Source organism: Lederbergia citri (assembly GCF_018343625.1).
Lineage (GTDB): Bacteria > Bacillota > Bacilli > Bacillales > Bacillaceae_C > Lederbergia > Lederbergia citri.
Window position 1 is genome coordinate 132,746 of the sequence record NZ_JAGYPG010000002.1, and the last position, 22,204, is coordinate 154,949.

Annotated in this window: 21 protein-coding genes; 12 read left to right on the plus strand and 9 right to left on the minus strand. The window is 37.4% G+C overall.

What is annotated here, in order from left to right; genetic code table 11:
* Positions 1-41 precede the first annotated feature (41 nt).
* The 6 genes from gcvH to KHA97_RS09310 all read right to left on the minus strand — a co-directional run bounded on the left by gcvH (position 42) and on the right by KHA97_RS09310 (position 7,448).
* Complete coding sequence (gcvH, locus tag KHA97_RS09285; RefSeq protein WP_213124479.1) at positions 42-425, minus strand: glycine cleavage system protein GcvH; 384 nt, start codon at positions 423-425, stop codon at positions 42-44.
* Positions 426-495: 70 nt separating this feature from the next.
* The gene (locus tag KHA97_RS09290) at positions 496-855 is read right to left on the minus strand and encodes an arsenate reductase family protein (RefSeq protein WP_213124480.1); all 360 of its coding nucleotides are present in this window, start codon (positions 853-855) and stop codon (positions 496-498) included.
* Between the two features lie 167 nt (positions 856-1,022).
* Complete coding sequence (locus KHA97_RS09295) at positions 1,023-2,807, minus strand: acyl-CoA dehydrogenase family protein (protein ID WP_213124481.1); 1,785 nt, start codon at positions 2,805-2,807, stop codon at positions 1,023-1,025.
* Positions 2,808-2,829: 22 nt separating this feature from the next.
* Positions 2,830-4,005, minus strand: coding sequence for an acetyl-CoA C-acetyltransferase (locus KHA97_RS09300; protein ID WP_213124482.1), 1,176 nt, complete (start codon positions 4,003-4,005; stop codon positions 2,830-2,832).
* Positions 4,006-4,015: 10 nt separating this feature from the next.
* Entirely contained in the window at positions 4,016-6,400 is a 2,385-nt protein-coding gene (locus KHA97_RS09305; protein WP_213124483.1) for a 3-hydroxyacyl-CoA dehydrogenase/enoyl-CoA hydratase family protein, read from the minus strand.
* Positions 6,401-6,530: 130 nt separating this feature from the next.
* A complete protein-coding gene (locus KHA97_RS09310; RefSeq protein ID WP_213124484.1) occupies positions 6,531-7,448 on the minus strand; it encodes a proline dehydrogenase family protein in 918 nt (305 codons plus the stop codon).
* A gap of 123 nt (positions 7,449-7,571) precedes the next feature.
* On the opposite strand from KHA97_RS09310, the gene KHA97_RS09315 reads away from it, so the two are divergent.
* From KHA97_RS09315 to KHA97_RS09335, 5 genes are all read left to right on the plus strand, one after another.
* On the plus strand, positions 7,572-7,871 hold the full coding sequence (locus KHA97_RS09315) for a hypothetical protein (RefSeq protein WP_213124485.1): 300 nt from the start codon (positions 7,572-7,574) through the stop codon (positions 7,869-7,871).
* Positions 7,872-8,245: 374 nt separating this feature from the next.
* Positions 8,246-8,587, plus strand: a complete 342-nt coding sequence (locus KHA97_RS09320) for a spore coat protein (protein WP_213124486.1) — start codon at positions 8,246-8,248, stop codon at positions 8,585-8,587.
* Between the two features lie 126 nt (positions 8,588-8,713).
* Positions 8,714-10,225, plus strand: a complete 1,512-nt coding sequence (locus KHA97_RS09325) for a spore germination protein (RefSeq protein ID WP_233713428.1) — start codon at positions 8,714-8,716, stop codon at positions 10,223-10,225.
* A 19-nt stretch (positions 10,226-10,244) separates the two neighbouring features.
* Positions 10,245-11,327: a GerAB/ArcD/ProY family transporter gene (locus tag KHA97_RS09330; RefSeq protein WP_213124487.1), complete on the plus strand. Its 1,083-nt coding sequence runs from the start codon at positions 10,245-10,247 to the stop codon at positions 11,325-11,327.
* Positions 11,324-12,385 (plus strand): Ger(x)C family spore germination protein, encoded by a 1,062-nt coding sequence (locus KHA97_RS09335; RefSeq protein ID WP_213124488.1) that lies wholly within the window; start codon positions 11,324-11,326, stop codon positions 12,383-12,385. Before KHA97_RS09330 ends, KHA97_RS09335 begins: the two co-directional genes overlap by 4 nt.
* A gap of 158 nt (positions 12,386-12,543) precedes the next feature.
* Here KHA97_RS09335 and rodA read toward each other — a convergent pair whose 3' ends face one another.
* Positions 12,544-13,734, minus strand: coding sequence for a rod shape-determining protein RodA (gene rodA / locus KHA97_RS09340; protein WP_213124489.1), 1,191 nt, complete (start codon positions 13,732-13,734; stop codon positions 12,544-12,546).
* A gap of 263 nt (positions 13,735-13,997) precedes the next feature.
* On the opposite strand from rodA, the gene KHA97_RS09345 reads away from it, so the two are divergent.
* Complete coding sequence (locus KHA97_RS09345; protein WP_213124490.1) at positions 13,998-14,315, plus strand: thioredoxin family protein; 318 nt, start codon at positions 13,998-14,000, stop codon at positions 14,313-14,315.
* 49 nt (positions 14,316-14,364) lie between these two features.
* Here the strand turns inward: KHA97_RS09345 and KHA97_RS09350 are convergent, their stop codons facing one another.
* Positions 14,365-14,970 (minus strand): spore coat protein, encoded by a 606-nt coding sequence (locus tag KHA97_RS09350; RefSeq protein WP_213124491.1) that lies wholly within the window; start codon positions 14,968-14,970, stop codon positions 14,365-14,367.
* Positions 14,971-15,119: 149 nt separating this feature from the next.
* On the opposite strand from KHA97_RS09350, the gene KHA97_RS09355 reads away from it, so the two are divergent.
* The 6 genes from KHA97_RS09355 to opp4C all read left to right on the plus strand — a co-directional run bounded on the left by KHA97_RS09355 (position 15,120) and on the right by opp4C (position 21,499).
* Positions 15,120-15,266 carry a lmo0937 family membrane protein gene (locus KHA97_RS09355; RefSeq protein ID WP_213124492.1) on the plus strand — a complete coding sequence of 49 codons (147 nt, stop codon included), beginning with the start codon at positions 15,120-15,122 and terminating at the stop codon, positions 15,264-15,266.
* A gap of 456 nt (positions 15,267-15,722) precedes the next feature.
* Positions 15,723-16,706 carry an ABC transporter ATP-binding protein gene (locus tag KHA97_RS09360; RefSeq protein ID WP_213124493.1) on the plus strand — a complete coding sequence of 328 codons (984 nt, stop codon included), beginning with the start codon at positions 15,723-15,725 and terminating at the stop codon, positions 16,704-16,706.
* Positions 16,703-17,731, plus strand: a complete 1,029-nt coding sequence (locus KHA97_RS09365; protein WP_213124494.1) for an ABC transporter ATP-binding protein — start codon at positions 16,703-16,705, stop codon at positions 17,729-17,731. Before KHA97_RS09360 ends, KHA97_RS09365 begins: the two co-directional genes overlap by 4 nt.
* 93 nt (positions 17,732-17,824) lie before the next feature.
* A complete protein-coding gene (locus KHA97_RS09370) occupies positions 17,825-19,504 on the plus strand; it encodes a peptide-binding protein (protein ID WP_213124495.1) in 1,680 nt (559 codons plus the stop codon).
* Positions 19,505-19,635: 131 nt separating this feature from the next.
* Complete coding sequence (locus KHA97_RS09375; RefSeq protein ID WP_213124496.1) at positions 19,636-20,586, plus strand: ABC transporter permease; 951 nt, start codon at positions 19,636-19,638, stop codon at positions 20,584-20,586.
* A gap of 13 nt (positions 20,587-20,599) precedes the next feature.
* The gene (opp4C, locus tag KHA97_RS09380) at positions 20,600-21,499 is read left to right on the plus strand and encodes an oligopeptide ABC transporter permease (RefSeq protein WP_213124497.1); all 900 of its coding nucleotides are present in this window, start codon (positions 20,600-20,602) and stop codon (positions 21,497-21,499) included.
* 40 nt (positions 21,500-21,539) lie between these two features.
* Here the strand turns inward: opp4C and KHA97_RS09385 are convergent, their stop codons facing one another.
* The gene (locus KHA97_RS09385) at positions 21,540-22,112 is read right to left on the minus strand and encodes a DUF7010 family protein (RefSeq protein ID WP_213124498.1); all 573 of its coding nucleotides are present in this window, start codon (positions 22,110-22,112) and stop codon (positions 21,540-21,542) included.
* Between the last annotated feature and the right edge of the window lie 92 nt (positions 22,113-22,204).

The window sequence follows — 22,204 nt, forward strand, 5'->3', positions numbered from 1 at the left end:
AAAAAATACACCTCAGCCTTAGGCCTAGGTGCATTCAATAATTATTCTTCACTTGTCATTTGTTCGTATTCTTCTGCAGACATTAGATTGTCCATTTCGCTTAAATCTGATGGCTCGATTACGATCATCCAAGCTTTTTCGTATGGGGATTCGTTAACGAATTCTGGGCTGTCGTCAAGATCTTCGTTTACGGCTACAACTTTACCGCTTAGTGGTGCATAAAGTTCAGAAACAGTTTTAACCGATTCTACGCTTCCAAATGGCTCGTCCGCTGTCACTTCATCGCCGACTTCTGGAAGTTCGACAAAGACGATATCTCCTAACTCGGATTGTGCAAAATCAGTAATTCCAATTCGAACTTTTCCATCTTCTTCTTTTACCCACTCATGTTCTTCTGAATATCGCAATTCTTTTGGTGTGTTCATCTAGATCCCTCCATCATTTCATCTATTATTAATGTACAAAAACGTATGGGCTAAATCAAGAATTCATTCTTTATTTTAGCCATGTCTTTTCATATTCGTCCTCTTTAAATCCAAAAGTTACTTTATGTCCATCCGTTATTAATGGACGCTTTATAAGCATGCCGTCACTGGCAAGTATATTTAATTGTTCTTTTTCTGTTAACGATCCTATTTTATCTTTCAATCCAAGCTCCCGATATTTATTTCCACTCGTATTGAAAAATTTCTTCAGTTCCACCTGACTGTTTTTGTAAATTGCTTCTAGTTCCTCACTTGTTGGAGGATTTTCAACAATATGTATGTCTTTATAATCTACTTGATGGTCATCCAACCATTTTTTAGCTTTACGGCATGTCCCGCATTTTGGATACCAATAAAAACTTAAAGCCAATCTTCTTATCCCTCCTGAAAATTCATTGTACTTACTATAACATAAAAATGATTTTAATATAAGGCGAACTTCTCCCAAAAGAAAGAGAGCATCGAACATTATCGATACTCCCCAACATTATACCTGCTTATACTTTAAAGATTTGGCTTTACAATTAAGTATCCGATTTATACTACAAATCTTTCAACTTCAATTAACCTTTCAGCCGCTTCTCTCTTCTTTGCAATTACATTGATTGGTGTATGGCGAATCAACTTCCTTAGAGCAGAATTCATCATTCTGAACATATCGCCTTCTTCTACCGCTGCCAGACATTCTCTAGCCAGCTGCTCAACCTTTACGATGGAGTCTTGGCAGAAGATTTGGGTATAAAGTATTTTTTGTGCACTTTTTTCTATTCCGACTTTCGAAATGGATTTTTCAGTTCGAAGCATGGCAGATTCCATTGCATATGCGAAAGATACGATGTCCGCAAGCTTTGCTAAAATTTCTTGCTCCTTCTCGAGCGCCTGACCGTATTTTTGCGCAGCGAGTCCTGCAATCATAAGAGCGACTTTTTTCGTTCCTTTAATTAAATACTTTTCTTGTTCAAGTGGGGCATCCCCTGGTTCCTCCGGCATTAACATCATTAATTCTTCCTGTAATGTTTGTGCCTTTTCCAACAATGGCAGCTCGCCTTTAAAAGCTTTTCTCAAGAAAGTTCCAGGAACGAGCAAGCGATTAATTTCATTTGTCCCTTCAAAAATACGATTAATACGAGAATCACGATAGGCTCTTTCAATCTCATATTCTTGCATATACCCGTATCCGCCGTGGATTTGCACTCCTTCATCGACAACGTGGTCGAGGACTTCAGATGCAAACACTTTATTCAATGAACATTCAATCGCATATTCCGCAATGGAACTCGCTACTTCAGTTCCATTGTTAATTTGTTCTTCAGTCAATTGGCTCATCCGCTCTTCAAATAAGCCTACTGTTCGATAAACTGAGCTTTCTGCCGCGTACAATTCCGCGCCCAGCGTTCCGAATTTTTCCTTTGTTAAATTAAACTGCGAAATAGGCGTTTTAAATTGCTTCCGTTGATTCGCGTATTGAAGAGTGATTTCAAACGCTCGTTTTGAACCACCTACTGCACCCACTCCTAGTTTGTAGCGACCAATATTTAAAATATTGAAGGCAATTCGGTGCCCTTTCCCAGCTTCGCCTAAAAGATTTTCAACAGGAACTTCTGCATCTTCTAAAATCAATGTCCTTGTAGATGAACTTTTAATTCCCATCTTCTTTTCTTCGGCTCCAGTTGAAACCCCTGGAAAATCACGTTCTACAATAAAAGCGGAAAAATGTTCTCCATCAATTTTTGCGTACACGATAAAGACATCAGCAAATGCAGAGTTCGTAATCCACTGTTTTTCTCCATTTAAAATATAATGCGTTCCTGCTTCATTTAGCTTGGCATTCGTTTTTGCTCCAAGTGCGTCTGACCCAGATCCAGGTTCGGTTAAGGCATAAGCGGCTAATTTTTCACCTGTAGCAAGGGCCGGCAAATACTTTTGCTTTTGTTCTTCGTTACCGAAGAGAACAATTGGCAGAGAGCCAATCCCTACGTGCGCCCCATGGGAAATGGAAAATCCACCTGCTCTAGACATCGCTTCTGAAATAAGAGAAGAACTCACTTTATCAAGTCCTAATCCACCATACTCTTCAGGAACATCCGCTCCTAGTAACCCTAGTTCACCAGCTTGTTTTAATAGATCTACTGAATGCTCAAATTCTTGATTCTCTAATTTATCAACGATAGGTAAAACTTCGTTGACGACGAACTCTTCACTTGTCTTATAGATCATTTTTTGTTCATCTGTGTAATCTTCAGGTGTAAACATCTGGTCAGCAGAAATATCTTCGATTAAAAAAACTCCACCTTTAATCAGCTTTTCCGTTTTATTTTCCATCGATTTTTTCCTCCCGTTTTATCTAAATCAATTCAAAAACGCCAGCTGCACCCATTCCTCCACCAATACACATCGTCACTACTCCAAATTGTGCATTTCTGCGTTTCATTTCATGTGCTAGTGAAAGTGTTAATTTCGTTCCCGTACAGCCAAGTGGGTGTCCAAGAGCAATCGCACCGCCGTTAACATTAACGATTTCCTCATCTAACCCCAATTGGCGGATTACTTGTATCGATTGAGAAGCGAAGGCTTCATTTAACTCAAAAAGACCGATATCGGAAAGTTCAAGTCCTGCCATCTTTAATGCCTTCGGAACAGCTTCAACTGGACCAACTCCCATAATTTCAGGCGCAACGCCGGCAACTGCAAATGACCGGAATTTTACCATTGGAGAGAGTCCTAAAGAATTCGCTTTTTCACGATCCATGACCATTACGGCTGCTGCACCATCACTCGTCTGAGAGGCATTCCCTGCAGTAACTGTACCCTTTACTGAAAAAGCTGGTCGAAGGGTTGATAGAACTTCCATATTGGTATCAGGACGAACACCTTCGTCCATCTTAAATTCTATGTTCTTTTCCACGAGCTTGTTGTCCGCATTTACGGAGCGAGATACAACATTCACCGGAACGATTTCTTCATCGAATTTCCCTTCAGCAATGGCACGCGCCGCCTTTTGATGACTTCTCACTGCAAACGCATCTTGATCTTCACGTGAAATATTAAAGCGTTTTGCCACTTCCTCTGCCGTATGCCCCATACCCATATAATATTCCGGTATGCCTTCAGCAATTTTAACGTTTGGTCGCACCACATGGCCCATCATTGGAACGAGACTCATCGATTCCGCTCCACCGGCGATGACAGTGTCTGCATTCCCTAGCATAATTCGCTCTGCTGCATAAGCGATTGACTGCAATCCTGACGAACAATAACGATTAATCGTAATAGCAGGCACAGTATTCGGAAGCCCGGCAAGCACTCCAATATACCTCGCCATGTTCATCCCTTGTTCTGCTTCTGGCATAGCACAACCAATAATTAAATCATCAATATTTCCTTCATAGTCGCCTGCACGTTTCAATGTTTCTTTAACCGCAATTGCCCCTAAATCATCTGGGCGCATATGGGCGAGTGTTCCTTTTTTTGCTCTTCCTACAGGTGTCCTTGCTCCAGCGACAAGTACCGCTTCTCTCATGGTATCCCCCCTAGTTTCTTAGTGGTTTTCCTTTCATAAGCATATGCTGCATACGTTGTTGAGATTTTGGCTCAGCTATTAAACTTAAAAATGCTTCACGCTCTAAATCTAGTAAATATTGTTCATCTACTTCTGTTCCAAAAGGGAGTTTTCCCCCTGCAATGACATAAGCTAGTTTTTTCGCTATTTTCATATCATGATCGGATATATAGCCTGATAAATGCATCGCTTCAGCTCCAAGCAATAAGGTTGCATAGCCAGTTTCCCCTGTAACTGGGATTTTCCGACGCACTGGAGGTTTATACCCTTGGTCGTGCAATGTAAGGACAGCTTGTTTTGCATCATATAATAAATGATCTCCATTCACACTTATGCCGTCACGATCATTTAGAAAATGATTTTCCCTTCCTTCTTCTGCAGAAGTAGACACCTTCGCCATGGCAATTGTTTCAAATACACGATTGGCAATCTTTTGCAAATCAAGCTCCATGCCATTTGGAATGTCGTTCAACAGCTTCAAAAAAAGCTCTTTGTTTCCACCACCGCCTGGAATAAGTCCGACGCCAGTTTCAACAAGTCCGATATACGTTTCCATCGATGCTTGAATATGTGCGCAAGGAAGGCAAACTTCAGCTCCGCCGCCGAGAGTCATGCCAAAAGGTGCTGCTACAACCGGTTTTTCACTATATTTAATTCTCATCATGGCCTGCTGGAACTGGCGGACTACCATATTAATTTCAAAAGCATCATCGTCTTGAGCGGCCATCAAGATCATGGCAAGGTTGGCTCCAACACAGAAATTTTTGCCCTGATTCCCAATGACAAGACCTTTATAGTTTTTTTCCGTTTCATCTATCGCATAATTAATCATTTGGATAATATCAAAACCAATTGCATTATTCGGTGACTGGAACTCTAGTAAAAGAACACCATCTCCCAAATCTATTAAATTGGCTCCACTATTTTTTTTAAGTACTTTTCCTTCCTTTTTTAATTGCTGTAAATCAATTACTTTCGGATTTCTTATGATTTCTATATATTCACCATTTGAAAAATAACATCTCTTTCCGTCAATTTCTTTATAAAAAGAATTGTTCCCCGCTTCCAGCATCTCTTTTACCCGTGAAGGAACTTGAATGCCTTGCTCTTCCATTTTCTGTACTGACTTCTCGACACCTATGGCATCCCAAGTTTCAAATGGCCCTAATCTCCAGCCAAATCCCCATTTCATCGCATTATCAATGGACACAATGTCATCTGCGATTCCACCTAAAAGTTCCGCAGAAATAGCAAGCACAGGAGCCATAATATCCCAAAGAAGTTTTCCAGCTTTATCTTCTGAGTATACAAGCGCTTTCATTTTTTGAGCAGTGCCTTTTACTTGTTTTGCCATTTCGATCCCTGGTGTTTTCAAGCTTTTCCTTGGTCCATATTCAAACGTTTCTGGATTTAACTCTAAAATGTCTTTTCCTTTTTTCAAATAAAACCCTTGGCCAGATTTGCTGCCCAGCCAACCATTTTCATGCATTTTCCTCATGAATTCCGGCACTTCAAATACTTGTTTTTCCTCGCCATCAACTTGATCGTAAACATTATTGGCAACATGTATAAATGTATCGAGCCCAACGACATCTAATGTACGGAAAGTGGCACTTTTCGGTCGGCCAATTAACGTACCGGTAATGGAGTCCACTTCACCAATGCTGTATCCGCCTTTTAACATCTCACGTACCGTCACAAGCAACCCGTACGTTCCGATTCGGTTTGCAATGAAATTCGGTGTATCCTTTGCGATGACGACGCCTTTTCCTAATACATCCTCGCTATATTGTTTCATATTAGTTAGCACTTCTGCATTCGTTTTTTCAGTCGGGATGATTTCCAACAACTTTAAATAACGAGGAGGATTAAAAAAATGCGTCCCTAAAAAGTGTTTTTGGAAATCTTCTGATCTTCCTTCCGCCATTGCATTAACAGATATTCCCGATGTATTGGAACTGACAATTGATCCTTTCTTTCGATATTGATCAACCTGTTCAAACATTTTCTTTTTTACATCGAGGTTTTCAACGACTACTTCAATGATCCAATCGACTTCTGATAATTTTTCTAGATCATCTTCCAGGTTTCCAATACTGATATACGATAAGCGATCTTTATGTGTAAGAGGTGCCGGCTTTTGTTTCAACAGTCTAGCAAGCGCTGAATTTGCCATGCGATTTCGTACTGCCTTATCTTCCAATGACAGCCCTTTTGCACTTTCTTCCTTAGTTAATTCTTTAGGAACAATATCAAGCAATAAAACTGGAATGCCAACATTTGCAAGATGTGCTGCAATTCCCGAACCCATGACTCCAGAGCCAAGTACAGCAGCTTTTTTGATGCTGAATGCCAAAAGTAACTCCCCCTCTAATATTTTGAATGAATACTCATTCATTTTTTTAGTAAAAAAATTACTCACGAATGAGTATATAATTATTATTAATATATCGAAAATATTCTTTATGTGCAATCTTTTAATCTATTTATTTTTTGAAAATTCCTTTTAATACAAATGCAACATTTGCCGGTCTTTCTGCCAATCTTCGCATGAAGTATCCATACCAGTCCGTTCCATATGGCACATATACTCTCATATTGTATCCTTCTTTCACAAGCTCAAGCTGTCTATCCGACCTGATTCCATAAAGCATTTGAAATTCAAATAAATCGCGGTCAAGTTCATGCTCCGAAACAAATTGTTTCATATATTCAATGATTGTATCATCGTGAGTCGCTACAGCTGTAAAATGCCCATTTAATATATGTGAAGAAATCAGTTTTTTAAAGTTTTCATCAACATCTGCTTTTAGTGGATAAGCAACCTCGGCAGATTCTTTATAGGCACCTTTTACAAGCCGTAAATTTGGCGAATACTCATCAAGATGCTGCAAGTCTTGTTCAGTGCGATACAAGTAAGCTTGTAATACTGTTCCAATATTTGCGTATTCTGACTTAAGTTTTTTAAAAATATCTAGCGTCTTTTCGCAACGAGTGTAGTCTTCCATGTCAATCGTAACAAACACATTATTTTCGACTGCAGCCTCCATAATTCTTCTCATATTTTGAAGAACAAGCTTATCGGATATATCAAGCCCCATGGACGTGAGTTTCAAAGATAATTGTGAATTAAGTCCTTCTCTTTGAATTGCCTGAATGGCCTTAATCGAATTATCAGCCATTTCAGTCGCTTCTTTTTCACTATCTACAAATTCACCTAAGTAATCAATTGTGACAGATAATCCTTGTTGATTTAATTCTTTTATCACTTTAACAGCTTCTTCTATTGTCTCACCGGCTACAAACTTGGATGCACCAAAACGAAGTCCATACTTTTTTGCCATTTTAGTTAGGAATCTGTTTTTTGATAAAAATAAAAAGAATGCTCGCATCAATTTCTCCATATTCTCATTTCTCCCTCAAAGTTCTCTGTTGTATTCGCTTTCATTTTATCATTTTTTTTCGTACATAAAAAGAAATTGGTCAGGCATGATAAAAGGAGTAAGAAAAATAAGGAGGCATCTGATATGCAGAATCAAGAAATGAATCAACAAATGCAAAATCAGCAAAACATGATGCAGCAGAATCAACAACAATATATGCAACAGCCGCCGCACGTCATTACGATGAAGGATTTTAACTATATCAATGATATGTTGGCCTGGAATCTCCTCGTCATGAAAAAAGCGCACTTCGCGGCAACTCAATGTCAAGATCAACAAATTAAAACCCAACTTGATGCTTGCGGACAAATGCATCAGCGCCACTATATGAAACTGCTCTATCATTTCGAGGAAAAACAAATGAACAATTCCATCATGCAATAAGAAAAGCGGAAGGCGCCTGCAGGGGAAGGAAGGCCAAAGGCGCAACGTCCTGTTGCACCGCCTTCCTGACCCGCGTCCTGCGTGCCTCCGACAAGCAAATGTTCTGAGTCAAAAAGTCTGGTCTTTGACTTTTATTGACTCAGGTTATTTGACCTCGAGGGGCTGGCGCCTAGAGCTAGACAAAACGAGCCGATGTTGACTTATCGTAGTAAGAAGCTGAAAGTTTGCTAGTCGCTGGGCGCCTGGAGCTAGACAGGACAGCCACCCGTCCCGTAATAATTCTGAGTAAAAATTTATACTTTCATTAACAATAAGAAAAGCGTAAGCTCCTAGTCAATAGGCGCTGGAGCTAGACAATAAGGAGGAGACCTACAATGCAAAATCAAAATCAAAATAAAATCCAAAATCCGTCCACACAAGTTCCAAAAACACCGCAAATGAATGATCGTGATTTTTTGAATGACATGCTTTCCACAGAAAAATATATGACTCAAGCGTATACAACCGCACTTCACGAAGCAAGCCACCAACATTTATACGATGATATTTTATTAATTTTCAATGAAACGCAAAAAATGCAACGAGATCTTTATAATCTTATGTTCCAAAAAGGCTGGTATAAGATGGAGGCCCAAGATACTCAAAAGATCCAGCAATCATATCAGCAGCATTCCGGTTATACTAATCAATTTCCATACGATAGTCAAATACAATAACAGTCTGAAGATGCAAACAACCTTAATGTTTGCATCTTTTTTACTTAGAACGGAGACGTCTATCAAGCATATTTGAAGTGTAATAGGGCACAAATAAAGGAAACACATATTTTGGAAGTGATGAAGATGGCTTTATTCTCAAAAAATCAAAAAGAAAGTGAAGAAAATATCGTATCCCCAATTAAATCCCTTCCAGAAATCATTGAGCAATTATCGAAATCAAAAGATTTTAAACAATCAATGGCTATTAATGAACAGACTGGCACTTCATTTCAAGTTTCATTTATTTCCACTTTAATTGATGACAAAATCATCCAAAAAGATTTAATGCCTTACTTATTATATGGTAAATTTCAAAATCTAACAGATTTAAAATTTTTGATTCCTTCTCGTGATTGTTACATTACATCAGATCCTGCAGAGATTGAAGAAAAAATTATGATTGGATGCATCATGATCAAACTTGATCCGAATGACATGACTGTCGCCTTATTACCTGCAACGGCTGAAGTCGGCCGGGAAGTCTCCCCTTCTGAAGTGGAATTTACAGTAGGCGGGCCAAAAGAAAGCTTTGTAGAGTCAATTGAAAAAAACTTAAATTTAATTAGAAAAAGATTGCCTATAAAAGAACTCGTAATAGACGAAGTAATGGTCGGAACATTGACAAAAACAAGAGTGGCCATTATTTATATCGATGGTCTAACAAATACAGAAGATGTAAAGACCATGACGCAAAGAATTAAAGACATTAATTTCGATCAAATTCAAGACAGTGCCTACATTGAAGAAATGATCGCCGACAATAAAAACTCTCCTTTTCCTCAGCTTTTAAACAGCGAAAGACCTTTAAAAGTCATTTCATCACTTGTCGAAGGAAAGGTAGCTGTCGTCGTAGACGGTTCCCCTTTTGCAATTATGGGGCCTTCTTCTGTTATGTCATTTTTCGTTTCCGCAGAAGACTATTTAATGAACTGGGCAGTTGCATCCAGTATCCGTATATTAAGAATTATTGGTGTTATAGCTTCCGTATTTGCAACTCCAATGTACGTTGCCATTTTAACGTATCATCCTGAAATTATTCCTAAAGATTTAATGGCATCGCTTATTAGTTCAAGAAAACATGTACCTTTTCCACCTTTTGTAGAAGCGATGTTCCTTGAGATTACGATTGAACTGCTGCGTGAAGCTGGGGCAAGACTCCCTACAAAAGTTGGACAAACGATCGGCATTGTTGGTGGAATCGTTCTTGGTACTGCTTCCGTAGAAGCCAGTCTGACCAGTAATGTATTGTTAATTCTTGTTGCAATCGCAGCTTTGGCATCCTTTACTACCCCAGTTTATAAAATAAGCACCACCATTCGGCTGGTCCGTTTTCCTTTTTTGTTATTTGCTCAATTATGGGGATTTTTAGGAATTGCTTTCACTGTCTGCATCTTATTAACCCATCTTATTCAATTAAAATCACTTGGAAGACCTTATTTAGAACCAGTCTATCCTCCAAGACTTAACGATTTGAAAGACTCTTTTATCAGGTTTCCTTTTCTCCGTGAGACGTTGCGACCAGGTTATTTGCATAGTCAAAAGCCTGTCCGTTTTCAAACCAAAAAGGAGAATCAAAAGAAAGATATCGATGAATGAACAATGGGAGGACGTATGAATGAGCAGCACCGCAAAGGGGGCACAACTTTCTCCATATCTCGTTTTTTTTCTAGTCCATTCAATGCAAATTGGTATCGGCGTCCTCGGATTCCAAAGGCAAATATCCAAAACCGCTGGGTATGATACATGGATTTCAGTCCTTATTGCATGTGTATTTTCACATGTTTTCCTTTATATTTTTTATAAAATTGCCGAGATTGGGAAAGGAGATTTGAATGATACACATTCCTACGCATTCGGAAGAATAGTAGGAGGATTTTTCAATCTTGTTTTTGCTTTTTACTTCATCACTATCATTATCGGGGTAATCCGATCTTATATTGAAATTTTGCAAATTTGGCTCTTCCAAGACTTAAGCGTATTTTGGTTTACTTTCAGCTTTTTACTTCTATCCATTTATATTGTGAATGGTGGTATAAGAACCGTTACAGGAATTGCTTTTTATAGTGTGGTCATCCCTTTTTATTTATATTTTGCTTTTCTTTTAGCTGTACCATTTTCAGACTATAGTGACTTTCTACCGATTCTTCACCATTCATTTAAAGATATTTTTAAAGCAACTTGGCAATTGACAATTAGCTATCTAGGATATGAAACCCTGCTATTTTACTACCCTTTTATCCAGAATCCTGAGAAATCAAAGAAATGGGCCCATCTAGGATTAATTTTTACATGTTTCATTTATCTATTTATAACGTTCATTTCTTTTGGCTATTACAGCGAACCTCAGCTTCAACATATTATTTGGGCAACATTGTCAATCTGGAAAATAGTCAAACTTTCTTTTATGTGGAGATTTGAATATATCGGAATCGCTACTTGGTTTTTCGTCATCATTCCCAACATTTGCATCCCGCTTTGGTGTGCCAGCAGAATCATGAAAAAAACATTTAAAATGAAACAGCGCAGCGCATTAATCTGGATATCAGCACTGATCTTATGTATAGTACCTCTTTTGCAAACACGTCAACAAATTAATAATTTACTTTCTTTCATTAATAAAGCAGGTATGTACCTAAATTTCGTTTATATTCCACTTTTATTATTGATTTTACTTATTATAAAGAAGGTGAAGAAGTGAAAAAGTTCGTCACCCTTTTCCTATTAATAATTCCATTATTATCGGGATGTGTTCAGACAAAAGTTATTGATAATTTAACGTTAGTTAATGCTGGAGGTATTGATTATGTGGATGGTAATAAAATTAAAGTCACTGCGTTATTCACCATTTACGATGAACAAAAAAAAGCTGAAGACAAAAATATTACAATGACAATGCATCATAATGCAGGAATAATAGAACATTTATCGAGGGAAGCCACTTCACCAGTATTAATTGGAGATCTCGATTTTCTAGGGATTGATATGAAAACAGCAAAAAGAGGAATATATCCTATTATCGACACTTTACAAAGAGAGCCGAGTGTAGGCTCACGTCTTTACCTTGCCGTTTCCGAAGGTTCCGCTAATGAGTTGCTGCTAGGTACATACGGTTCTGAAGGAAACGCAAAATTCATTTCTACTATGATTGAAACGAATATTAAACACCGTGACATTCCTAGAACAAACTTACATATGTTTGCTTCCGACTTTTTTCAAAAAGCTAAAGGAGCGTATCTCCCTATCTTAAAAAAAGTATCAGACACAAAACTAATAATAGATGGCCTTGCCATTTTTTCTAAAGATAAAATGGTATATAAAGTTCCTGTAGACGAAATGTTTTACTTTAAATTATTGGTCGATCAACATAACAGAGGCAGTTTAGATGTAAAAATACATGATAAAGGGGCTACCATTCAAAATATCAGATCACGCTCTACCATTAGAACTGATATGGAAACAATGACAGTCGATATTAGGTATAACATGACTGGCATAATAACTAAATATACAGGGAGAAAATTGAAGTCTAACCTTATCGAAGAGATTAGTAAAAACGCTGAAGATAAAATTGAGAAAAAGATTTTGAAACTACTTACTGACTTTCAAAGAAAAGGCATAGACCCTATTGGATTCGAACGAAAATTCATCCAACAACACAGAAATTTTAACCACCAACTATGGGAAGAAAATTATAAAAACATTACATTCAAAGTCCATTCGAATGTTACGATTTCCGAATCAGGGACTCTTGAATAAGAAGTATGATTGCATGTTTTAAGCTTTCTCGTTTCCTTCGAAATTTAGCCCTTAATCGAAACGCAACCCATTAAGCTTTCGGAGTTTCAGCCATTGCTGAACGAGAATTAAGACTGAGATCCTAGCTTTTCATATTTTTTCAAAATAAAGAAAGAAGGCTAGTCATAGAGACTGCCTTCTTGATCATCAGAAAACATATATTTTTTATAATGGTAGCGAATTGAAAGGATTATGCCCACCGCCATCATATTACCAAGCAACGCACTTCCTCCATAGCTAATAAATGGCAATGGAATTCCAGTGATTGGCACTAGACCAATCGTCATTCCTATATTTTCAAATACGTGGAACGCAAGCATGGCAACAACACCGGCGCAAATATATGAATAGAAAGGATTTTTTGTTTCAATACCTGTTTTAGTAATTTGATAGATAAGCATAAAAAATAAACTGATTACAATACTTCCGCCAATAAAGCCGAATTCTTCCCCTATTGTACTGAAAATAAAGTCAGAATGGGCTTCTGGCATGTATACTTCTCCACTTTTATACCCTTTTCCTGTTGTTTGCCCTGACCCGACAGCTAGTAGTGATTTAACTAATTGAAAGGCTTCATCCGATCTATACGAATAAGGGTCCAGCCAGGAATATATTCGTTTATATTGATGGTCTGCCAATATCCCCTTTAAAAGTTCGTGCTGAAAGATCGCAACGTACAACACTCCTCCGATTACTACTGTCGCGGTAGAAAAAAGAGGTAATAAAAGTTTCCATGATATCCCGGACACAAGAATAATCGCCAATAAAATGCAACCAAATACAAGAGCGGTTCCTAAGTCTGGTTGTTTTAAAACTAAAGCAGCTGGAATCATCGTAATAACTCCGAGCTTAAATAAAAGCCATAAATCTGTTTTCACATTCTTGTTGATAAATTTTAGGTTATGGCTAGCAGTTATTTTTGCCAGAACAATAATCGTAAAAACTTTCATAAACTCCGATGGTTGTATCGCTCCAAATTTAGGAATTTCATACCAGCTTTGTGCACCATTTCTAATTGGAGTATATTTTGTTTCAGGGAGCAATATTAAACCGATTAGTAAGAGTAAACAAACTCCATATGCATACCATGAAATTTTTTTCATCTGATCTGAATCAAACTGGATAATAACAATAATGGCAATTGTACTGATTATATACCAGACAACTTGTTGCAAAACAAAATTCGTCGACCCATATTGTCCTGTTTTTTGGGCACTATATATAGTAATTAAACTAACAAACGTTAATAACATTAATGATAAAATAATACCGTAATCAATTTTTGGAATTGGTTTCTTCTGAGAAGTCATCACTTCGTCTCCTCTTTTTAGTAAGCTTGATATTTTTACCGCTATAATTGAATGGAGCCACGGGAGACACTAAAATCCTCCAAGAGAACATTAGCTGCCTGGACAGTTTTAATAAAAAATACCCTTAGTCATCTTATCATTATACTGAATGAAACTAAATATAAAAAGAAGCAATTTATTGTTTTCACAATATTGACCGAAAGCTTGAAAATTGAATTGCTCGTTTCAACATCTTAAGATAACAATAAGGAGGTGTACTATAAATGGAAGAAATTAAAAGTAAAGACCAATTTGAAGAAGTTATTTCCAGCAACGAGCCAGTGATTGTAAAGTTTGAAGCTGATTGGTGCCCTGATTGTAAACGGATGGACATGTTTATTGGGGAAATTGTAGAAGCAAATCAACAATACACATGGTATGAAATGGACCGGGATAACTTTCCAGAAGTTGCAGAAAAATATTCTGTCATGGGAATACCTAGCTTGCTCATTTTCCAAAATGGCGAAAAAACAGCCCATTTGCACAGCGCAAACGCAAAATCACCAGAACAAGTAAATGAATTTCTTGAAAGTGTAAAATAAATCATTTTTAAAGCCAGGATCCTTATAGGAAGACCTGGCTTTAATTTAATTATTGCAATTGCTGTTGTTGTGGCATTGTAGAAGAGTCCCCCATATAAGGGAATTGCTGTACTGGCTGATATAGGCTTCCAACTGTTTGGATTGCCTCACTTGTCGCTGGCGTTAAAGGATAATAGCCCTTTTCCATCATATATTCCCAAATTTCATAACTGTGGCAGCTACTATTCAAAAATGCATTTTCTAAAAACGTCCTTAATGCAGGATTTGCACATTCTAGTGTAGCAGCTGCGTAATTTTTAGCTGCGGCTTTTTGATTCAATAAATAAGCCGTTGCAATTTCACGATCATTGTGAGTCTGTGCATTCGTGCGAGGAGCAGTTGATTGAGCTAAATTTGATGGTGTCTGTGTGTAATTATTGAGCTTTGGTGTTAAAGGATCTGGTTGGAATTTTGAAATATCAGGTGTTGATGCATTTTGAACAAACTCGACTTTCAAATTATAATCTTCAATATGCTTCGGATAGTGCCGTTCAAGCAAAGCTTTCAATTGAGGATCCTGAGCCTGATTAATAAATGTCCCCATGCAAGTGACAGTATTAAAACAACTTGCAATCAGTTCACTCAATTCATTAAGTTCATGTGATGCTAGTTGCATGATATTTTCACCTCCACACATTATTCTCCAACAATAAACTTTTTTTATACTTACATAATTCGCTACTCTCTTATCACGTTTTAATATGAATAACTTTGGGTAATTTAAACATAAGTTTCAAAATACAGAAAATGAAAGGATTTTGATCTATGCTTTGGACTATTATCGGAATATTAGTCGTTCTATGGTTATTAGGATTTATAGCTAAAATAGGTGGAGCGCTCATTCATATTCTGCTTATTGTCGCTGTCGTACTTTTCATTTTTAACCTTATATCAGGTAAAAGAGCAAGTTAGAAAAGCCGTTCCTCTAATCAGGAACGGCTTTTAATATTTTTGGCTACCTTGCATAAATATGTAAAGATATATTAAAATTATTTTCCTATTCTTCCTATTATACAAAATTATGAAAAGCTATTTTATAGTAGCCATCAGCAGATGACATACGTTGATAATTGGGACATACGAATCCCTTAGTTTGTACTAAATAAGGATGAATGTTTAATAAAAAGATAATAAATTAGTGAAACGTATAACATTATTAAATTTCAAAAAGTTATTGTATTCGTAATTAATCTGTAATAATATACATATGAGCAATATGATTTTACTGAAAACTTTAATATATTGGAATAATAGTTTTTTTAGTGAAAACGATTTATTTTATTGAGCAATTTATATATCTATTATACAATCTATTAATATCGCGATTTATAGTTAAATAGTCTTAGAACAAGGAAGGTGACTTTTAAATTGACTACATTGTTGGAAGTCAAAAATTTAAAGACACATTTTTTCAATAGAAAAAAAGTTATCCCCGCTGTTGATGGCGTTGATATAAAAATTAACGAAGGTGAAACAGTAGCTCTAGTTGGTGAGTCGGGATCAGGAAAAAGTATTACCTCCCTCTCTATTATGAGATTAATTCCAAGTCCTCCTGGAAAGATTGTAGATGGAGAAATTTTATTTAACGGAACTGACTTAGCAAAATTATCGGAAAACGAAATGTGCAAAGTTCGAGGAAATGATATCTCTATGATATTCCAAGAGCCAATGACATCGTTAAATCCTGTATTAACAATCGGTGAACAAATTACCGAAGTTCTCATTTACCATAAAAAAATGTCTAAAAAAGAAGCTACGCGAAAAGCAATAGACTTATTAAAAATGGTAGGATTTTCTCGTGCCGAAGAAATTATTCATGACTACCCACATCGTTTATCCGGTGGGATGAGACAGCGTGTAATGATAGCAATTGCGATGAGCTGTAATCCCAAATTACTGATTGCGGACGAGCCTACTACCGCACTTGACGTTACGATTCAAGCTCAAATTCTAGATCTAATGAAAGAATTAAGTGAAAAAACAAATACTTCTATATTAATTATAACTCACGATTTAGGCGTTGTTTCAGATATCGCCGATAAAGTACTTGTTATGTATTGTGGTCAAGTAGTAGAAGAAGCACCTGTAGAAGAACTATTTGATGAGCCGCTTCACCCATATTCAGTAGGATTAATGGAATCTATCCCTTCACTTGATGGAGATACGGAACGTTTAATCCCTATTCAAGGTAATGTACCTTCACCAGATAACTTCCCTAAAGGTTGCCGATTTGCACCGCGATGTCCACATGCTTTCGATCGTTGCCTCCAAGAAGTTCCAAGCTTAATGTCTATTGATGGAAAACGATCAGTTCGCTGCTTTTTATACGATAAGGAGGAGGCAAACGTATGACAACACTTGTTGAGAACAAACAAAGCCTCTCTAATAGTAAAGATTCAGAATATTTGTTAGAGGTAAATAATTTAAAAAAACACTTTCCTATTAAAGCTGGCGTCCTCCAACGGACAGTTGGACATGTAAAAGCAGTAGATGGGATATCTCTTTATGTAAAAAAAGGAGAAACACTTGGCCTTGTTGGTGAGTCAGGCTGTGGAAAATCAACTGCAGGTCGAACACTTATCCGGTTGTACGAACCGACTGAAGGGAATATCATTTTTAACAACCAAGATATTTCCAAAATGTCAGAGAATGAATTACGCCGTTCCGTTCGCCAAAACATTCAAATGATTTTCCAAGACCCTTACGCTTCGATGAATCCAAGGAAAACATTGAAATCTATTTTAAGCGAACCAATGATTACGCATAAAATGTATAATCGTAAAGGTCGCGAAGAAAAGATAGCGGAATTGCTTGATCGTGTTGGTTTTAACCCATCATTTATTAACCGATATCCACATGAATTCTCTGGTGGTCAACGCCAAAGAATAGGTATTGCTCGCGCATTGACCTTAAATCCTGATCTAATTATTGCAGACGAGGCAGTATCCGCACTTGACGTTTCCATTCAAGCCCAAATCATTAACTTGATGGAAGATTTACAAGATGAATTTGGTCTTACTTATATATTCATTTCCCATGACTTAAGTGTCGTCCGTCATATTAGTGACCGTGTTGGCGTTATGTATCTAGGGAAAATGATGGAAATGGCTCCAAAAGCTGATTTATATGGAGAACCTTTGCATCCTTATACGCAAGCACTTCTTTCCGCTGTGCCAGTACCTCGAAAAAAAGGTGTTCCGACACGCGAAAGAATTGTTTTAAAAGGAGAGCTACCTAGTCCAGCAAATCCGCCTTCTGGTTGTGTATTCCATACACGCTGCCCGATGGCTATGGACATTTGTAGAAAAGTAGCCCCTAATTTTCAAGAAGTAAAACCTGAACATTTCGTTGCTTGTCATTTATATCAAGATAAGTAATGAAACTGACACTTGAAAGGGGGAGATGCATTTAAAACATTCTAGCTGTTGTATGCATGACTATGAAATTAATATTTTTACGGGGGGAAAACAATGAAAAAACCTGCATGGCTTTTAATAAGCATGATGCTTGTACTTTCCATGTTTTTGGCTGCTTGTGGTGGCAATAATGCTGCGCCAAGCGACGACAACAAGGGAAGTGAAAATGGTTCTAGCGGTGGAAAAACTGAAGAAAAAGCACCAGAAGACGATAAGCCAGTTGATGGCGGAGATTTAATTATCGGGTCAAGTGGTAAACCTACTTTATTTAACCCGCTTTATTCAAACGACAGCGTCAGCTCTGACGTAGAAACTCTTATCTTTGACAGCCTAATCGGCTCAGACTTAGAGTTCAATCCTACTACTGATGATGCTATGGCTGAAAGTGTAGAAGAATCTGAAGACGGCCTTACTTATACAGTTAAACTTCGTGACGGAATTAAATTCCATGACGGTGAACCTTTAACTGCAGATGACGTTGTATTCACTTACAATATTCCATTAAGCGACGACTATGATGGTCCTCGTAAATCTTATTTTGAATCTTTGGAAAGCGTTGAGAAAGTGGATGACTTAACTGTAAAATTCAACCTTAAACAAGTTGATGTACAATTCCCATCTGTTGGATTAAGCTTCGGAATTCTTCCTGAGCATATCCTTAAAGATGTTCCAATTGCTGACCTAGGAACGAATGAATTTAATACAAAAAATCCTATTGGATCTGGTCCATTTAAATTCGTTGAAAATAAACCAGGTGAATATGTAAAAGTAGAAGCATTTGACGACTTCTATCAAGGTCGCCCACATTTGGATACTATTACAATGAAAATAGTTCCAGATGCAAACGCAATGTTAACTCAACTTCAAAACGGAGACATTGATTTCTGGGCTGGAGTACCTCAATCCGATGTTGAAACAGTTGAAAGCTTTGCAGATTCCATTGGAATCAAACTTGAGCATGGTCTTGCACTTTCTTACACTTTCTTAGGTTATAACCTACGTAATGACCTATTCAAAGATAAAGAAGTTCGTCAAGCGATTACTCATGCAATCGACCGTGAGCAAATTGTTGATGAGATTATGGACGGAAAAGGTGAAGTTGCTGACGTTCCAGAAAGTCCATTAAGCTGGGCTTACAATCCTGATGTACCTAAGTTTGAATACGATCCTGAAAAAGCTAAGAAAATGCTTGCTGACGCAGGTTGGAAACCAGGTGCTGACGGCATCCTTGAAAAAGATGGAAAACGTTTCTCATTTGAAGTAAAAACAAACCAAGGTAACAAAGTTCGTGAAGATATCACAGTTCTTCTTCAAGCTCAATTAAAAGAAGTTGGTATCGAAGTTAAACCAATGATCGTAGAATTCAGCTCATTAATCGCTGATATCGATCCAGGTGTATGGAATTTTGATGCAATCGTTCTAGGTTGGAGCCTTGCAACAGATCCAGACCCAAGTGGTATTTTCCATACGAAAGAAATTGCTGAAGGATTAAACTTTGCTGGTTACTCTAACCCAGAGCTAGATAAATTAATGGATGGACAATTACAACAAAGAGATAAAGAAAAACGTAAAGAAGAAATTGGAAAAATCCAAGCAGGTATTGCAGAGGATCAACCATATAGCTTCCTTTACTATCCAGAAGAGTATCGTGCTATGCCAGCTAACCTTCAAGGTTATGAGTTCCATGCTAAAAACTTTATCTACCATCCACATAAATGGTGGTTAAAGAAATAAGAAGTTTTGAAAAAAAGGGGGAAAGGATTGTCCGCTTCCCCTTTTTTCTGTGATTATAAAATCGAAAGCTAATATACGGGTCTATAGCTGTATATATTAGATAGATGATTCAATTGGAAGGAGAATAGGCAATGATTACCTATATTATTCGTCGAACGCTGATGGCCATTCCGTTATTGCTCGGTATCTCGATCTTATCATTTGCCATTATTCAATTAGCACCAGGAGACCCTACAACATTAATGATGGATCCAACTTTAAAACCTGCGGACCAAGCCAAATTCAGGGAAAAATACGGCTTAGACGATCCTATTCCAAAACAATACGTAGTATGGCTTGGAAAAATGGCGCAAGGCGATTTTGGCACTTCCATCATTGAACGCGGTGTTCCTGTCAGTGAAATGATTATGGCTCGTTTGCCAAATACTTTATTACTAATGGGTGTTTCCACTATACTAGCAATCCTCATTGCCGTACCTTTGGGTATATTTTCTGCCATGCGGCCTTATACCATACGAGATTACACCGTCACGGTCGGTTCATTTCTTGGTGTAGCTACTCCAAACTTTTGGCTTGGATTAATGATGATTATCTTTTTTGGATTACAACTTAAATGGTTTCCAACTGGTGGAGTAGCAACACTTAATGCTCCATTTAGTATATGGGATCGAATTCACCATCTAATCATGCCGGCATTTGTATTGGCTGCTGCTGATATGGCTGCTTTAACACGTTATACACGTTCTAGTATGCTTGATGTACTGCAACAAGATTATATCAGAACTGCAAAATCTAAAGGTTTTAAAGAAAATAAGGTCGTTTTAAAACACGGTCTTCGAAATGGGTTAATCCCAATCATTACGATTTTCGGCCTAATGATTCCATCTTTTATAAGTGGAGCGGCTATTACTGAGAACGTATTTAGCTGGCCGGGACTTGGTCGTTTATTCATTGAATCGGCATTTACTCGTGATTATCCAGTCATTATGGCGCTTACCGTCATTTCTGCAGTTTTTGTTGTAATCGGAAATTTAGTAGCGGATATTTTATATGCAATATTTGATCCGCGTATTGAATATTAGGGAGGGATTTAATATGTCAACAAATTCTGCTACAGATCAACTCGAATTAAATCCCCAACAACAAAAACCGGAAACATTAACAAGAATATTTTTCCGTAAATTTTTCAAAAATAAGTTAGCGGTCATTGGTGCGATTATTCTAATTATTATTATTCTGCTATCCGTACTTGCACCATTAATTGCTCCTTATGACCATGAAGCTGTTAATATGAAAGCAAAGTTAAAACCGCCAAGTGATGAATATTGGCTTGGTACCGACCGCTTTGGACGTGATATTTTCTCTCGTTTACTTTTCGGTGGAAGAATCTCCTTGCTAGTTGCCTTTGGATCTGTTGCTGGTGCCCTTATCATAGGGACATCAATTGGTGCCCTTGCTGGCTATTACGGTGGTCTTATTGATGCGATTCTAATGAGATTTGTAGATATCGTTATCTCTATTCCAAGTTTATTTTTGCTTATTACAATCGTAACGATTTTTCAACCAGGTTGGGATAAGTTGATTATCATCTTTGCCTTAACATCGTGGACAAGTACAGCCAGATTGGTTCGTGGGGAATTCCTTTCGTTAAGGTCTAGAGAATTCGTGCTTGCCTCTAGAACGATAGGAACACGGGCATCCAAAATAATCTTTAGTCACATTCTACCGAATGCAATGGGACCAATTATTGTAGCAGCTACATTATTGGTCGGTGGAGTTATTCTTTCTGAAGCAGCTTTGAGCTACCTTGGATTAGGAGTTCAACCCCCAACTCCAAGCTGGGGCAACATGCTTCAAGATGCACAGAACTATACCGTACTTTTAAAAGCTCCATGGTACCCTGCATTTCCAGGTTTACTCATCTTACTAACTGTTTTATGCTTTAACTTTGTTGGAGATGGATTACGTGATGCGTTAGACCCTAAAGGGGACTGATATTAACAAAAGCCAGGATTTTTATCCTGGCTTTTGTTATTTATGATATATTTATCGACGTCTTGCTCTTAAAATCTTTTGTCTCCATTATTAATACTAATACCATTAATAGGTATAATCCCATCAGTATAAACGGTAATGATAGAAATGCTTGATCAATTAGTACATAACCAAAAATAAAGGAAACTAGTGCCATGGAAATCGTAAAAAGCAAATACGCTCTGCTTTTGTATATCCATAAATATGGCAGGAAATGCGATGCTCCTAATACTCCTATCGCCATTGGAAGCCATTCATAGTGTTCCATATACACGACAACCCAGATTGGCAAATAAAATGCCTGAATTCCTCCAATGATTCCACCTAGTACGCCTAATGGATTTTTTGATAGAATGTTAATCTTTTGTATATTTCCAAACAATATCGCCAATGGAAAAATACTGCATGTTCCAATTAAGTAAATCATGGCCAGTTGTTGGCCTTCTAGCCAAAAGCCTATAATCCCCATAGCTAACCAATAAAGAGCTCCAGCAAGAAAAAATGGATGCCCCTTTTGCGCTTCGCTTATTAAATCATTCTTCAATTCTTCTAAAGTCATATTTTTGTAGTCCATATGTACCCCCACCAACCTTTTTTATTTATTATACTAAATACTAGGATGAATTATTAGAATTTTTACATAAAACAACCCATTGAAATAATTCA

Bases quoted from the DNA above. Each gene is read 5' to 3' on its own strand.
- KHA97_RS09350 (WP_213124491.1), bottom strand. From the start codon at position 14,970: ATGCAACTAGCATCACATGAACTTAATGAATTGAGTGAACTGATTGCA.
- KHA97_RS09375 (WP_213124496.1), top strand. From the start codon at position 19,636: ATGATTACCTATATTATTCGTCGAACGCTGATGGCCATTCCGTTATTG.
- KHA97_RS09320 (WP_213124486.1), top strand. From the start codon at position 8,246: ATGCAAAATCAAAATCAAAATAAAATCCAAAATCCGTCCACACAAGTT.
- KHA97_RS09310 (WP_213124484.1), bottom strand. From the start codon at position 7,448: ATGGAGAAATTGATGCGAGCATTCTTTTTATTTTTATCAAAAAACAGA.
- gcvH (WP_213124479.1), bottom strand. From the start codon at position 425: ATGAACACACCAAAAGAATTGCGATATTCAGAAGAACATGAGTGGGTA.
- KHA97_RS09295 (WP_213124481.1), bottom strand. From the start codon at position 2,807: ATGGAAAATAAAACGGAAAAGCTGATTAAAGGTGGAGTTTTTTTAATC.
- KHA97_RS09315 (WP_213124485.1), top strand. From the start codon at position 7,572: ATGCAGAATCAAGAAATGAATCAACAAATGCAAAATCAGCAAAACATG.
- KHA97_RS09355 (WP_213124492.1), top strand. From the start codon at position 15,120: ATGCTTTGGACTATTATCGGAATATTAGTCGTTCTATGGTTATTAGGA.
- opp4C (WP_213124497.1), top strand. From the start codon at position 20,600: ATGTCAACAAATTCTGCTACAGATCAACTCGAATTAAATCCCCAACAA.
- KHA97_RS09370 (WP_213124495.1), top strand. From the start codon at position 17,825: ATGAAAAAACCTGCATGGCTTTTAATAAGCATGATGCTTGTACTTTCC.
- KHA97_RS09345 (WP_213124490.1), top strand. From the start codon at position 13,998: ATGGAAGAAATTAAAAGTAAAGACCAATTTGAAGAAGTTATTTCCAGC.
- KHA97_RS09325 (WP_233713428.1), top strand. From the start codon at position 8,714: ATGGCTTTATTCTCAAAAAATCAAAAAGAAAGTGAAGAAAATATCGTA.
- KHA97_RS09385 (WP_213124498.1), bottom strand. From the start codon at position 22,112: ATGGACTACAAAAATATGACTTTAGAAGAATTGAAGAATGATTTAATA.
- KHA97_RS09365 (WP_213124494.1), top strand. From the start codon at position 16,703: ATGACAACACTTGTTGAGAACAAACAAAGCCTCTCTAATAGTAAAGAT.
- KHA97_RS09330 (WP_213124487.1), top strand. From the start codon at position 10,245: ATGAGCAGCACCGCAAAGGGGGCACAACTTTCTCCATATCTCGTTTTT.
- rodA (WP_213124489.1), bottom strand. From the start codon at position 13,734: ATGACTTCTCAGAAGAAACCAATTCCAAAAATTGATTACGGTATTATT.
- KHA97_RS09300 (WP_213124482.1), bottom strand. From the start codon at position 4,005: ATGAGAGAAGCGGTACTTGTCGCTGGAGCAAGGACACCTGTAGGAAGA.